The organism is Cellulomonas sp. P1_C4, assembly GCF_056406355.1.
The window spans coordinates 157705-171530 of the sequence record NZ_JBFUAI010000020.1 but is presented as its reverse complement, the minus strand read 5'-3'; the positions used below and the strand labels follow the sequence as shown (position 1 = coordinate 171530).

The window sequence follows — 13826 nt, the reverse complement described above, 5'->3', positions numbered from 1 at the left end:
TCGCCGCCGCGGTCGCCGCGGGGCACCGCCGCGTGGTGGTCGCGGCGGCGAACGCCGCGGAGGCGCGGCTGGTCCCAGGTGCCCAGGTCGTCGGAGCCACCAGCCTCGCCCAGGTGGCCGCGGGCTACGGCGCGACTCTCGAGGTGCCCTCGGTGCCGCCCGTCGCGGTCGAGGCGGTCGCCGCCCGCCCCGGTGCGGCCGCTCTCGACCTTGCCGACGTCGTCGGCCAGGCGGACGCGCGCGCATGCCTCGAGGTCGCGGCGGCGGGCGGGCACCACCTGCTGATGGTGGGCCCGCCGGGCACGGGCAAGACCATGCTCGCGGCGCGCCTGCCCGGGTTGCTGCCGGACCTGTCCGAGGCGGACGCCGTGGAGGTCACCGCGGTGCACTCGGTGGCGGGGGCGTTCGACCCCGGCGGCGGGCTGCTGCGCCGGCCGCCGTTCGAGGACCCGCACCACACCGCCACGCCCGCGAGCGTGGTCGGCGGCGGCTCAGGACTGCCGCGGCCGGGAGCCGCGTCGCGGGCGCACCGCGGCGTGCTCTTCCTCGACGAGGCCCCGGAGTTCTCCACGGCGGTCCTGCAGACCCTCCGACAGCCGCTCGAGCACGGCGAGCTGGTGCTCCACCGGGCCGCTGGCACGGCGCGCTACCCGGCGCGCTTCCAGCTGGTCCTGGCGGCGAACCCGTGCCCGTGCGGCCAGGCCGTCGGCAAGGGGCTGGCGTGCACGTGCCGGCCCGAGCAGCGACGGCGGTACTTCGGCAAGCTCTCCGGTCCGCTGCTGGACCGCGTCGACCTGCAGGTCGAGCTCGCGCCGTCGCGCGCGGGCGCGGCGGCGGGGGAGTCCACGACGACGGTCGCGGCGAGGGTGGCGGGCGCGCGGGACGCGCAGGCGGAGCGGCTGCGGGGAACTCCGTGGCGCACCAACGGTGACGTCCCGGGAGGCTGGCTCCGGGAGCGGCTGGGCCCCGATCGCTCGCTCGTCTCCGACCTCGACCGCGCACTCGACCGCGGAACGCTGAGCCTGCGCGGGGTGGATCGTGTGCTGCGGGTGGCGTGGACGCTCGCGGATCTGGCGGGGCGGTCCGCGCCGGGGCGCGCCGATGTCGGCCAGGCGCTGCTGCTGCGCACCCGCGGGCACGGCGCATGAGCGGCGAAGAGGCAGGCCTGGGCAGGTGCTGCGGCTGCGCACGAGCGGCGCACGGCGCATGAGCGGCGTCGAGGGCGACGTGCTGGCGCGCGCGACGTGGAGCGCGCTCGTGGAGCCGGGGGACGTGGTCGCCGGTGCCCTCGTCGAGCTGTTGGGCGCCGCCGAGGCGCTCGCCTGGGTGCGGCGCTCGGTCCAGGCGGGTCAGCCCGACGTCGGGTGTCTCGAGGACGGGCGGGGCCAGCTCGCGCCGGGCGAGGTCGTGCGGATCGGCCGGGCGTTGGCGCGGTGGGCGGCGCGACTGCCCGACTGCGAGCCGCGACGCGATCTCGACCGGCTTGATCGGCTCGGCGGCGCGGTCCTTGTGCCGGGTAACCCCAGCTGGTCGACGGCCGTCGACGACCTCGGCGTCGAGGCGCCGTTCTGCCTCTGGGTGCGCGGGGATCTCGATCTCTCCGCGGCCTCGGCGCGGTCCGTCGCGGTCGTCGGGTCGCGGGCGGCCACGTCCTACGGGGAGCGCGTGGCGTTCGACCTGGCCGATGGCCTCGCCGGTGCTGGCTGGTGCGTGGTCTCGGGCGGCGCGTACGGCATCGACGCGGCCGCGCACCGCGGGGCCCTGGCCCGCGGCGGTCCGACGCTCGTCGTGCTCGCGGGTGGGGTCGACCGGGCGTACCCCGCCGGCAACGCGCGGCTCCTCGAGTCCGTCGTGGCCGAGGGCGGGGCGCTCGTCTCGGAGGTGCCGCCCGCGACCCTGCCGACGAAGAGCCGGTTCCTGCAGCGGAACAGGCTGATCGCCGCGGCGTCCCGAGCCACCGTCGTCGTGGAGGCGGCGTGGCGCTCGGGGGCGATGAGCACGGCGCACCACGCCGCGCGGCTCCTGCGCCCGGTCGGCGCGGTACCCGGCCCAGTGACATCGATGGCGTCCGCGGGTTGCCACCGCCTGCTGCGTGACGGGGTCGCGGTCTGCGTGACCGACGTCGCCGAGGTGCGCGAGCTCGCGGCGATGGTCGGCACGGACCTGGGCGCTGCCGTCGCGGCCGAGCGCGCGGCCGACGAGCGCGCCGCTCGCCCCCGGGACGGGCTCGACCCGGTCGCCCGGCGCGTGCTCGACGCTCTTTCCCGTCGTGCGCCGGCAGAGCTCGAGCGCGTGGCCAGCGTGGCCGGGGTCTCCCTCGCCGAGGCGCGGAGCTCGCTGGGGCTCCTGGAGCTCGACGGATGGGCCGCCCGGCGGCCGTCTGGGTGGCTCGCTGTGAGTCGTCTCACACCATGAGCCCGGTACTTGTAAAGAAGGCGCGCCGAGAACGGGGCGAAGAACGTGGGGGTGAGACGTTCTGCGGGTGAAAAAAACGCGCGATCGGGCATTTGTTGGTCGGCGAATCGGACATTGTGCCGGGATTCGCCCAGCGTTAGCCCGGGCAGGTGAAAGTCGTCCTTGTTCCCGGCTGTGTTTCAGGTCACCGTACTCACATGGACGTGGTCGAGATCACTGCAGGGGCGCCGAATCGCGGCCGCCTCCTGTCGGAGTTCTCGGCGCACCTGAGCGCTCAGCGCGGATTGTCGGCGAACACCAACCGCGCCTATGTCGGGGATGTCGACCTCCTGCTCGGGTATGCCTCACGGCACGGCCGCACCACGCTCGACTCGATCGATCTGTCCGTCCTGCGCGGCTGGCTCGCTTCGATGGCGACCACCCACCGCAGCCGCGCCACGCTGGCGCGCCGCGGGGCCGCCGTCCGCACGTTCTTCGCCTGGGCCAACCGCACGCACCGGGTCCCGGTCGACCCGGCCCTGCGTCTCGCTACCGCGCGGACCGGCTCGACCCTGCCGACCGTGCTCCGCGTGGAGCCCGTCGCCCAGATGCTCGACCTGGCTCGTGACCGCGCCCTCGACGGTGATGCCGTCGCCCTGCGCGACTGGGCGCTCCTCGAGCTCCTGTACGCCACGGGTGTCCGCGTCGGCGAGGTCTGCGGTGCCGACCTCGGCAACCTGGACGTGCACGAGCGCACGCTGCGCGTCGTCGGCAAGGGCGACAAGGAGCGCGTCGTCCCGTTCGGCAAGCCCGCCGCTACCGCGCTGAGTGCCTGGCTCGAGCGTGGCCGTCCGCAGCTCGTCCACCCCACGTCCCCGTCGGCCGTCTTCCTCGGCCTGCGCGGAGGCCGCCTCGACCAGCGCCAGGCGCGCACGGTCGTCCACCAGTCCGCCGCCCTCGCGGGCGTCGACGACGTGGCGCCGCACGCGCTGCGCCACACCGCCGCGACCCACCTCCTCGAGGGTGGTTCGGACCTGCGCAGCGTCCAGGAGATCCTCGGCCACGCCAGCCTGGCCACGACGCAGCGCTACACCCACGTCTCGGCCGACCGCCTGCGGTCGGCCTTCCAGCAAGCGCACCCGCGAGCATGACGCACAACTTGGAGTCGACGATGACGACGAAGCTGGACGCCGCCTTCCCGGTGCGCACCCGGATGACCAGCACGGCCCCCGAGGGAGTCGTCCCCCAGCCGTGGCCCGCCTCCGCCACGGAGGTCGCATCCCCGACGGTCCCGATCACCCGCGGGGTGCCGGCGCCGCGTGGACCCGTCGCGCCGAGCCGCTCGGTCGAGGAGGTCGACGCCCTGTGGGAGGACTACAAGTCGTCGCAGTCCCCGCGGGCGCGCGAGGGCCTGATCCTGAACTACGCGCCGCTGGTGTCGGCCGTCGCCGGCCGCGTCGGCATGCGCCTGCCCAGCACCGTCGAGCAGGCCGACCTCGTCTCCTACGGCATGTTCGGCCTCATCGACGCGATCGAGAAGTACCAGACCGACCGCGCCGTGAAGTTCGAGTCGTACGCGTCGTCCCGCATCCGCGGCGCGATCATCGACGAGCTGCGCGCGATGGACTGGGTGCCGCGCTCGGTCCGCACCAAGGCTCGCGCGGTCGACCGTGCCTATGCGGAGCTCGAGGCCAAGCTGCACCGCACGCCGACCGAGGACGAGGTCGCCCGGCACCTCGAGATGCCGGTGGAGGACCTCCGCGCCATCTACTCCCAGCTGTCGACGGTGAACGTGGCGGCGCTCGACGAGCTGCTCGGCGGCGGCGACGACCGCCCGGGCGGCGTCTCGCTCGGCGACACCCTCGGCGACGACCGCACGCTCGACCCGGCCAGCTCGATGGAGGCGGCCGAGACCAAGTTCCTGCTGGCCCGCGCGATCGAGTGCCTCGGTGAGCGCGAGCGCATCGTCGTCGTCCTCTACTACTACGAGGGCATGACGCTCGCGGAGATCGGCCGCGTGCTGGGTGTGACCGAGTCGCGCATCTCGCAGATGCATACGGCCGCGATGGTCCGCCTCCGCACCCGGCTCCTCGAGGCCGAGCGCGTCTGACCACCTGACGACTGGACTGCCCGACCGAGACGCTGCGGCGGGCGGGTCTTCCCTTCCCCACCGTCGATGCACGGTTCATACCGAGCGAGCGCGGGGGGCTGCCGACGTCGGTGAGTAGGGGCAGCAGCTCGACAGAGTCGACCCGGGCGCTGCGACGGGATGCTCAGACTCCTTCCCCGAGCGGCAGGAGCACCACGGGACCCGCGCCCGGCAGCAGCGCGAGCGGGTCGACGTACTCGGTGCCCACCCGCACGCCCCAGTGCAGGCAGATGGCAGGCGCGCAGTGCGAGCCGTCCGCCACGACGACCCCGACGAGCTGGCCCGCGCCGACGACGTCGCCGGCCCGCACACCGGCGAGAACCGGCTCGACGCTCGACCGGCGGCCGTCCGCATCGGTCACCGTCACGACCCCCCGGCCCGCGACCGCGCCGGCGTAGGTGACCGTGCCGGCAACGGGCGAGAGCGCCTGCGCTCCGGCAGTCGTGCGCAGATCGACGCCGCGGTGACCCGCGGCCCAGGGCTGCGGTGGAGGTTCGAACCCACGAGCGACGTCGGCCGGGCCGGCGAGCGGGAGACGGTAGGTCCCGGCCGGCGCGACGGGAAGACTCGGCACCGCGGAGCCGGCCGATGCCGGCACCGCCATCGCCAGGGCGACGAGGCCCGCCACGGCGCCGCCCCCGAGCATTGCTCGGAGGCGGCCGGTCGGGCCCGACACGGTGCCGGACGGCACGGCCGCCGGCAGAGGCCGGGTCCGTCGGGAGACGGTCCCGGACGGCACGGCCGCCGGCAGAGGCCGGGTCCGGCGGGAGAGGGTCCCAGACGGCACGGCCGCCGGCAGAGGCCGGGTCCGGCGCGAACCGGTCCTGGACAGCTCGGCCGCCGGCAGAGGACAGGTCCGGCAGGCGCGTGCGGTGCCGGGCAGGGAAGGTGCTGTGCGACGAGTGCCAGTCGTCCGCGGGCCGCTCTCGCCTGGTGACGGTTCGGGGCGATCAGCGCCGATCCTCGGCGCGCTGTCCGGCACCGGTGACGCGTCGGTGCGGCCCGTCCCTGGTGGCGAGGCCGCGCGGCGCCGGGCGAGCCGGCCGGCGTGGGCTCCTGACGAAGGCGCTGGGTGGGTCAAGTCGGGTGCTCGGGTCATGACGGCGATCGTCGTGTGGCGGGCTCGCCCCACCGAGGCGGGTGCACGGATTTGGGGACGGTGCCGCCGTGCGTCGGGCTGTGGGCGGGTCGCCGGTGCGGAGCAGCCCCGGCGATCGGCTAAACTTCTGGTGCGACCGGTCCGTACCGGTCGACTTCGCGCGTCATCCACCCGATCAGGGACCCGCCGGCCATCGTGCCGACGAGCACCAGGACGGGGTCGATCTCCGCAGCGGTCCGGGCTCCTGCACCAGTGGCAGTCCCGGAGCGGACGACGACATGACGCCAGGGGCGACGACCAGCTGGTCGGAGCCGACAACCGAGATGCGGGCCCCACGAGGGTCCGCCTTTGACGCGTGCACCCTGCGGTGCGCGCCGGAAGGACGTGCCATGGCCGTCGTGACCATGCGCCAGCTGCTCGAGAGCGGTGTCCACTTCGGGCACCAGACCCGCCGCTGGAACCCCAAGATGAAGCGCTTCATCTTCACCGAGCGCAACGGCATCTACATCGTCGACCTGCAGCAGTCGCTGTCGTACATCGACAACGCGTACGACTTCGTGAGCCAGACCGTCGCGCACGGCGGGACGATCCTGTTCGTCGGCACGAAGAAGCAGGCGCAGGAGCCGGTCGCCGACCAGGCCGCGCGCGTCGGCATGCCCTACGTCAACCAGCGCTGGCTCGGTGGCATGCTCACCAACTTCAGCACGGTGCACAAGCGTCTCCAGCGCCTCAAGGAGCTGGAGCAGATCGACTTCGACGACGTGGCGGGCTCGAACCTCACGAAGAAGGAGCTGCTCGTCCTGCGCCGCGAGAAGGACAAGCTCGCGAAGACGCTCGGCGGCATCCGCGACATGGCCAAGGTTCCCTCGGCCGTGTGGATCGTCGACACGAACAAGGAGCACCTCGCCGTCAACGAGGCGCGCAAGCTCGGCATCCCGGTCGTCGCGATCCTCGACACCAACTGCGACCCGGACGTCGTCGACTACCCGATCCCGGGCAACGACGACGCGATCCGCGCCGTGCAGCTGCTGACCCGCGTCATCGCGGACGCCGCGGCCGACGGTCTGCTCAAGCGTCACTCGGGTCGCACCGCGGCCGCCGAGGGCACCGAGGCCGACGCCGAGCCGCTGGCCGAGTGGGAGCGCGAGCTGCTCGCCGGCGCCGAGGCCGACCTCGCGAGCACCGAGGTCGCCGCCGACGCGACCGAGGCCGTCGCCGAGGCGAAGACCGAGATCGCCGAGGAGGTCGTGGCCGAGGCCGCCGCCGAGGAGATCGTCGCCGAGGTCGTCGCCGAGGAGATCGCCGACGAGGCTGCCGCCGAGGGCGACGCCGACTCCAAGTGACCCAGCCGGTGCCGGTGGTCCCCTAGGGGCCACCGGCACTGCAGCACGTCACCGACCCGGACGGGTCCCGCTCGACACATCACGACTCAACAGGAACGGACACGACTGATGGCGAACTACTCGCTCGCAGACATCAAGGCGCTGCGCGAGAAGACCGGTGCCGGAATGATGGACGTCAAGAAGGCGCTCGAGGAGGCGGAGGGTGACTCCGACAAGGCTCTCGAGCTCATCCGCGTCAAGGGCCTGAAGGGCGTCGGCAAGCGTGAGGGCCGCGCGGCCTCGGACGGCCTCGTCGTCGCTCACGTCGGCCCGACGGCCGATGGTGAGGGTCAGACCGGCGTGCTGGTCGAGATCAACTCGGAGACGGACTTCGTCGCGAAGAGCCCGAACTTCGTCGCCCTCGCGGACCGCGTCCTCGCGGCCGCGGTCGCCAGCCCGGCGCGCGACGCCGACGCGCTGCTCGCCACGGACGTCGACGGCTCCAGCGTGCAGACGATCGTCGACGAGACCGCGGCCACCCTGGGTGAGCGCGTCGTCGTCCGCCGCCTGGCCCGCGTGGCCGGCGAGCACGTCGAGGTCTACCTGCACAAGGTCAGCAAGGACCTGCCCCCGCAGGTCGGCGTGCTCGTCGCGACCGACGCGGCCGGCGCCGGCGTGGCGCGGGACATCGCGACGCACATCGCGGCGTTCTCGCCCACGTACCTCACGCGCGAGGAGGTCTCGGCCGACATCGTCGCGAACGAGCGCCACATCGCCGAGGAGACGGCCCGCAACGAGGGCAAGCCCGAGGCTGCTCTGCCGAAGATCATCGAGGGCCGCCTCAACGGCTTCTTCAAGGAGAACGTCCTGCTCGAGCAGGCGTTCGCCAAGGACAACAAGAAGACGGTCGCGCAGGTTCTCTCCGAGGCCGGCGGCACGCTGACGGGCTTCGTCCGTTACCGCGTGGGAGCCTGACCCCATGTGATCGACGACGGCCCCGGCCCTTGCGGGGACCGGGGCCGTCGTCGGCACCAGATCGACCCAACTCTTGTGGAGGCGCTGTGACCCAGGACCCCGAGTCGACCCGTGGGGCCGTGCCGGAGCGGCGTGTCCTGCTCAAGCTCTCCGGCGAGACGTTCGGGGGCGGTGACGTCGGCCTCGCGGCCGACGTGGTCCAGCGCGTCGCCGCCGAGATCGCCGTGGCCGTCCGGGCCGGTGTGCAGGTGGCCATCGTGGTCGGCGGCGGCAACTTCTTCCGCGGCGCCGAGCTCTCGCAGCGCGGCCTCGACCGGGCTCGCGCCGACTACATGGGCATGCTCGGCACGGTGATGAACTGCCTGGCGCTCCAGGACTTCCTCGAGCAGGCCGGCGTCAGCACCCGCGTGCAGACCGCGATCGCGATGGGCCAGGTCGCCGAGCCGTACATCCCGCTGCGCGCCATCCGGCATTTGGAGAAGGGCCGCGTCGTGATCTTCGGCGCCGGCGCGGGCATGCCGTACTTCTCGACGGACACGGTCAGCGTGCAGCGCGCCCTCGAGACGCACTGCCACGAGGTCCTCATGGGCAAGAACGGCGTGGACGGCGTGTACACGGCGGACCCGCGCAAGGACCCCCACGCGGTGAAGCTCGACCACCTGACCTACACCGACGCGCTCGTCAACGACCTCGGCGTCATGGACGGCTCGGCGCTCAGCCTGTGCCGCGACAACGACGTGCGCATGCGCGTGTTCGGCCTCGAGGAGGCCGGCAACGTCACGCGCGCGCTGCAGGGTGAGAAGATCGGCACGCTGATCACGGCTAGCTGAGCACCAGCGCCAGCAGCCAGCACCGCCCCACTACGCATGCAGACGAAGGAGCTCCGGTGATCGACGAGACCCTCTTCGAGGCTGAAGAGAAGATGGACAAGGCCGTCGAGGTCGCCAAGGAGGACTTCTCGACGATCCGCACCGGCCGCGCCAACGCCGCGATGTTCTCCAAGGTGTTCGTCGACTACTACGGCAGCCCGACGCCCCTGCAGCAGCTCGCGTCGTTCAACGTCACCGAGGCGCGCACCATCCTCGTGTCCCCGTTCGACAAGTCGTCGACGACGGCGATCGAGAAGGCGCTGCGCGACTCGGACCTCGGGGTCAACCCGACGAACGACGGCAATGTCATCCGGATCGTCCTGCCCGCCCTCACGCAGGAGCGCCGCAAGGACTTCGTGAAGCTCGCCCGGACCAAGGCCGAGGACGGGCGCATCTCGGTGCGCAACGTGCGCCGTCGGGCCAAGGAGGAGCTGGACCGCATCGTCAAGGACGGTGAGGCCGGCGAGGACGAGGTCGCTCGTGCGGAGAAGGAGCTCGAGTCCCTGACGAAGAAGCACGTGGATCTCATCGACCACCTGCTCTCGTCCAAGGAGAACGAGCTCCTCGAGGTCTGATGAGCCAGACAGCCATCGCCGCCACCCGGACCCCCCGCCCCGGTCGTGACCTGCCGGTCGCGATCGTCGTCGGCGTCGCCATGCTCGTGGCGGTGGTCGCGTCGCTGTTCATCCGCAAGGAAGCGTTCGCCGTCGTGGCCGTGCTCGCCGTGTGCGCCGGGCTGTGGGAGCTGGCGCAGGCGTTCACGCGCCGCAACATCCACCTTCCGCTGCTCCCGCTGCTGGTCGGCGCGATCGGCATCCTCGTCTCGGCGTACACGGCCGGGCCCGAGGCGCTGTTCGTCGCCTTCATGCTGACGGTCGGCGGTGTCGTGGTCTGGCGCGTGCTCGACGGGAGCGGCCAGCCCGCCCTGCGGGACGCCACGGCCGGAGCCTTCGCGGCCGCGTACCTGCCGTTCCTCGGCGGGTTCGTCATGCTCATGCTCGCGGAACCCGACGGGCCGTCGCGCGTGATGCTGTTCATCCTCCTGTGCGTGGCCAGCGACGTCGGCGGCTACACGGTCGGGGTGCTGCTCGGTCGGCACCCGCTCGCGCCGTCGGTGAGCCCGAAGAAGACCTGGGAGGGGCTGGCCGGCTCGATCGTGCTCGCGTGCGTGGTGGGTGTCGTCGGCATCCAGGTCGCGTTCGACGGCGAACCGCTGGTCGGCGTGTTCCTCGGCCTGGCGACGGTCGTGACCGCGACGCTCGGCGACCTGGCCGAGTCGATGCTCAAGCGCGACCTCGAGCTCAAGGACATGGGGCGGCTGGTGCCGGGGCACGGCGGCCTCCTGGACCGGCTCGACTCCCTCGTCCTGACCGCCCCCGCCGTGTACGTGGTCCTCACGGTCCTGCAGCCCGCCTGATCTATCTGAGAGGGGTACCGACATGACTGGTACACCCGTTCGCCTCGACCTGTCCTCGCCCAGCCGGGGACCTCGCGGCAAGCCGCCCAAGCACTTCGTCGACCTCACGCCCGAGCAGCGCATCGAGGCCGTCACGGAGCTGGGGGAGAAGCCGTTCCGCGCCAAGCAGCTGGCGACGCACTACTTCACCCACCTCACCAACGACCCCGCGCTGATGACCGACCTGCCCAAGGCGACGCGCGACAAGCTGGTCGAGGGCCTGTTCCCGCAGCTGCTCACGGCGCACCGCACGCAGACGGCCGACAAGGGCACGACGGTCAAGACGCTGTGGCACCTGTTCGACGGCGCCAAGGTCGAGTCGGTCCTCATGCGCTACGCCAACCGCACCACCCTGTGCGTGTCCAGCCAGGCGGGCTGCGGGCTCGCGTGCTCGTTCTGCGCGACGGGCCAGCTGGGCCTGACCCGCAACCTGTCGACCGCGGAGATCGTGGAGCAGGTGCGCGCGGCGGCCCGGTCGCTCGCCGACGGTGAGGTGCCCGGTGGCCCGACGCGCCTGTCCAACGTCGTGTTCATGGGCATGGGCGAGCCGCTGGCCAACTACAAGTCCGTCATGGAGACGGTCCGCCGCCTGGTGGCGCCGACGCCCGACGGCCTGGGCATGTCCGCGCGCAACGTGACGGTGTCGACCGTCGGGATGGTGCCGGCGATGGACCGGCTGGCCAAGGAGGGCATCCCCGTCACCCTGGCGCTGTCCCTGCACGCGCCCGACGACGAGCTCCGCAGCGAGCTCGTGCCGGTGAACACGCGGTGGAGCGTCGACGAGGCGCTCGACTCCGCGCACCGCTACTTCGAGGTCACCGGCCGCCGGGTCTCCATCGAGTACGCGCTGATCCGGGACATCAACGACCACGCCTGGCGCGCCGATCTGCTGGGCGAGAAGCTCAACGCCCGCGGGCGCGGCTGGGTGCACTGCAACCCGATCCCGCTGAACCCGACGCCGGGTTCGAAGTGGACGGCGAGCGATCCGCGGGTCGAGCAGGAGTTCGTGGCACGCTTGCGTGCGCACGGGATCCCGACGACGATCCGGGACACCCGCGGCAGCGAGATCGACGGTGCCTGCGGCCAGCTCGCAGCAGAGGAGGACGAGTGAGCGACGGGATGTTCCGGACCGTCTCGGGCCTGAAGCAGGGGTACGACCCGGACGAGGTCGACGACTTCTTCTCGCACGCTCGGGCGGTCTACGAGCAGGGCCCCGCCGGCGGCCTGGCCAGCAAGGACGTGCGCGGCGTCGCGTTCGACATGGTCCGCGGCGGGTACGTGACGGCGGCGGTCGACGCGGCCCTCGACCGGCTCGAGGCGGCGTTCGTGGCGCGGTCGCGTGCGGAGTACATCGCGACGCAGGGTCAGCAGGCGTGGATGAGCAGGTTGAGCGAGCAGGCGCGCACGCTCTACGGCCGGCTCGGCCGCCCCGACGGCGACCGGTTCGCCGCACCGGACGGTCGGCACCAGGGCTACGAGCCGGCCGACGTCGACGAGCTGTGCCAGCGCCTGGTCGCCTACTTCGACAAGGGCACGCCGCTGTCTGCGGCCGAGGTGCGGTCGGCGACGTTCCGGCGCCGCAAGGGCCGCAACGCCTACGCCGAGGGACCGGTCGACGCCTTCCTGGCCCGCGCGGTCGAGGTGCTGCTCGGCGTCGAGTAGGGCCCCTGAGACGACGACGGCCGCGCTCCCGACGAGGGAGCGCGGCCGTTTTTCTGTGGGTGGGGTCAGCCGTCCTCGCGCTTGAACGTGCGGGCGCCGAACCAGATGCCCAGGGCCGCGAGGATGATCGTCAGCGCGGAGCCCCACAGGGCCGTGGGGGTGCCGATGTCGCCCGCGAACTGGGCGCGGATGCCCGAGACCACGTGCTTGATCGGGTTGAGGTTGGACAGCGTGTTGAGCCACGCAGGCGCGGACGCCGCGGTGATCGGCAGCAGGATGCCCGACAGCAGCAGCAGGGGCAGCGCGATGCCGTTCATGAGCGGGGCCAGGGCGTCCTCGCTCTTGAGCGTGAGCGCGACGGCGTAGGACGCCGAGGCGAACGCGGCGGCGAGCAGCGCGGCGGTGATGATGCCGAGCACGATGCCCCAGAACGGCGCCTCCAAGCCGAACAGGAACGCCACCGACACGAGGACCACGCCCTGCACGGCGACGACGATCACGTCGCGCAGCACGCGGCCGAGCACGAGCGCCGAGCGCGGCGCGGGGCTGACCCGTTCGGCCTCGATGACGCCGTCGCGCCATTCGCCGATGAGCCCGAAGCCGACGAACAGCGCGCCGAACATGCCGAGCTGGACCAGCAGGCCCGGCACGAACAGCTGGTAGGCGTTGGTCGCGCCCAGCTGGGGAGCCAGGGGCTCGAGCAGCGGGCCGAAGAGGGACAGGTAGAGCACCGGCTGCAGGAGTCCCATGACGGACCACACCGGGTTGCGCAGAGAGATGCGCATGGCGCGCCGGAACACCGTGACGGTGTCGCGGGCGAACGTGCTGCGCCCGCTCTGCTCGTCGGCGAACGTGCTCGTGGTGGCGGTGGTGGCGGTCATGCTGCTGCTCCGTCGGTGTCGCCGGTCTCGTGGCGGCTCTCGCCGTCCCGCAGCGAGCGGCCGGTGAGGGTGAGGAAGACGTCGTCGAGCGTGGGGCGGCGCAGCTCGACGCCGTCGAGATCGATGGCCTCCGCGTCGAGCGAGCGCAGCAGGCCGGCGAGCAGGGTCCGGCCCTGGGGGACGCGGACCTCGACCAGCGAGCCGTCGACGGTGGGCACGTCCGCGCCGGGCAGCTGGGCGGCGATCGCGGCGATGCGGACGACGTCGGCGGGCTGCGACGCGCTGAGCAGGACCGCGTCGCCGCTCACGCGCTGCTTGAGCTCCTCGGGGGAGCCCTGGGCCACGATCTGGCCGTGGTCGATCACGAGGATCCGGTCGCACAGCGCGTCGGCCTCGTCGAGGTAGTGCGTGGTGAGGAACACGGTGCTGCCGCGCTCGTCGCGAAGCCCCCGCACGTGGGTCCAGAGGTTCGCGCGCGCCTGGGGGTCGAGGCCGGTGGTCGGCTCGTCGAGGAAGACGAGCCGCGGGGTGTGGATCAGGCCCATCGCGATGTCGAGCCGGCGGCGCTGGCCGCCGGACAGGGACGAGCACTTGCGGTCCCAGAGGCCGTCGAGCTCGAGCTGGTCGAACAGCTCGCGACCGCGGGCGGCGGCGACGGTGCGCTCGACGCCGTAGAGCAGCGCGTGGTCGATGACCTCCTCGCCGGCGCGGGCCTCGCCCGAGGTCGAGCCGGACTGGGCGACGTACCCGATGCGGCGCCGGACGGCGCCCGGGTCGCGCCGCAGGTCGGCGCCGGCGACCGTCGCCTCGCCGCGCGTGGGCTTCAGGAGCGTGGTGAGCATGCGGAGCGTCGTCGTCTTGCCGGCCCCGTTGGGGCCGAGGAACCCGACGATCTCGCCGGCCTCGACATCGAGGTCCACGCCGCGCACGGCGTCGACGTCTCCTCGGCGGGTCTTGTAGGTGCGGGCCAGGCCGCGGGCATGGATCATGCGGGATCTCCTTCGGGTGGAGACCCAGTA

Annotated in this window: 14 protein-coding genes; 11 read left to right on the top strand and 3 right to left on the bottom strand. The window is 72.8% G+C overall.

Translation table 11 applies throughout. The features are described from left to right. The 4 genes from AC1DYZ_RS16400 to whiG all read left to right on the top strand — a co-directional run. The coding region (locus tag AC1DYZ_RS16400; RefSeq protein ID WP_477066208.1) for a YifB family Mg chelatase-like AAA ATPase at positions 1-1148 on the top strand (1148 nt) is incomplete at its 5' end. A gap of 58 nt (positions 1149-1206) precedes the next feature. Next, positions 1207-2415: a DNA-processing protein DprA gene (gene dprA / locus AC1DYZ_RS16395; RefSeq protein ID WP_477066207.1), complete on the top strand. Its 1209-nt coding sequence runs from the start codon at positions 1207-1209 to the stop codon at positions 2413-2415. A gap of 197 nt (positions 2416-2612) precedes the next feature. Continuing rightward, the gene (locus AC1DYZ_RS16390; RefSeq protein WP_477066206.1) at positions 2613-3545 is read left to right on the top strand and encodes a tyrosine recombinase XerC; all 933 of its coding nucleotides are present in this window, start codon (positions 2613-2615) and stop codon (positions 3543-3545) included. 20 nt (positions 3546-3565) lie between these two features. Further along, complete coding sequence (whiG, locus tag AC1DYZ_RS16385; RefSeq protein WP_477066205.1) at positions 3566-4504, top strand: RNA polymerase sigma factor WhiG; 939 nt, start codon at positions 3566-3568, stop codon at positions 4502-4504. 163 nt (positions 4505-4667) lie between these two features. Here whiG and AC1DYZ_RS16380 read toward each other — a convergent pair whose 3' ends face one another. Beyond that, a complete protein-coding gene (locus AC1DYZ_RS16380) occupies positions 4668-5219 on the bottom strand; it encodes a murein hydrolase activator EnvC family protein (protein ID WP_477066204.1) in 552 nt (183 codons plus the stop codon). 812 nt (positions 5220-6031) lie between these two features. Here AC1DYZ_RS16380 and rpsB point away from each other — a divergent pair. The 7 genes from rpsB (at position 6032) to AC1DYZ_RS16345 (ending at position 11926) form a co-directional block, all read left to right on the top strand. Beyond that, entirely contained in the window at positions 6032-6985 is a 954-nt protein-coding gene (gene rpsB, locus AC1DYZ_RS16375) for a 30S ribosomal protein S2 (RefSeq protein ID WP_477066203.1), read from the top strand. Between the two features lie 108 nt (positions 6986-7093). Next, positions 7094-7939 carry a translation elongation factor Ts gene (tsf, locus tag AC1DYZ_RS16370; RefSeq protein ID WP_477066202.1) on the top strand — a complete coding sequence of 282 codons (846 nt, stop codon included), beginning with the start codon at positions 7094-7096 and terminating at the stop codon, positions 7937-7939. 86 nt (positions 7940-8025) lie between these two features. Continuing rightward, complete coding sequence (pyrH, locus tag AC1DYZ_RS16365) at positions 8026-8769, top strand: UMP kinase (protein ID WP_477066201.1); 744 nt, start codon at positions 8026-8028, stop codon at positions 8767-8769. 56 nt (positions 8770-8825) lie between these two features. Beyond that, positions 8826-9383: a ribosome recycling factor gene (gene frr / locus AC1DYZ_RS16360; RefSeq protein ID WP_477066200.1), complete on the top strand. Its 558-nt coding sequence runs from the start codon at positions 8826-8828 to the stop codon at positions 9381-9383. Next, positions 9383-10225, top strand: coding sequence for a phosphatidate cytidylyltransferase (locus AC1DYZ_RS16355; protein ID WP_456826605.1), 843 nt, complete (start codon positions 9383-9385; stop codon positions 10223-10225). The genes frr and AC1DYZ_RS16355 overlap by 1 nt, the downstream gene beginning before the upstream one ends. 22 nt (positions 10226-10247) lie before the next feature. Beyond that, positions 10248-11375: a dual-specificity RNA methyltransferase RlmN gene (gene rlmN, locus AC1DYZ_RS16350; protein ID WP_477066199.1), complete on the top strand. Its 1128-nt coding sequence runs from the start codon at positions 10248-10250 to the stop codon at positions 11373-11375. Further along, the gene (locus tag AC1DYZ_RS16345; protein WP_477066198.1) at positions 11372-11926 is read left to right on the top strand and encodes a DivIVA domain-containing protein; all 555 of its coding nucleotides are present in this window, start codon (positions 11372-11374) and stop codon (positions 11924-11926) included. The genes rlmN and AC1DYZ_RS16345 overlap by 4 nt, the downstream gene beginning before the upstream one ends. Before the next feature lie 65 nt (positions 11927-11991). Here AC1DYZ_RS16345 and AC1DYZ_RS16340 read toward each other — a convergent pair whose 3' ends face one another. Beyond that, complete coding sequence (locus tag AC1DYZ_RS16340) at positions 11992-12807, bottom strand: ABC transporter permease (protein ID WP_477066197.1); 816 nt, start codon at positions 12805-12807, stop codon at positions 11992-11994. Continuing rightward, entirely contained in the window at positions 12804-13796 is a 993-nt protein-coding gene (locus AC1DYZ_RS16335; protein WP_477066196.1) for an ATP-binding cassette domain-containing protein, read from the bottom strand. Before AC1DYZ_RS16335 ends, AC1DYZ_RS16340 begins: the two co-directional genes overlap by 4 nt. Between the last annotated feature and the right edge of the window lie 30 nt (positions 13797-13826).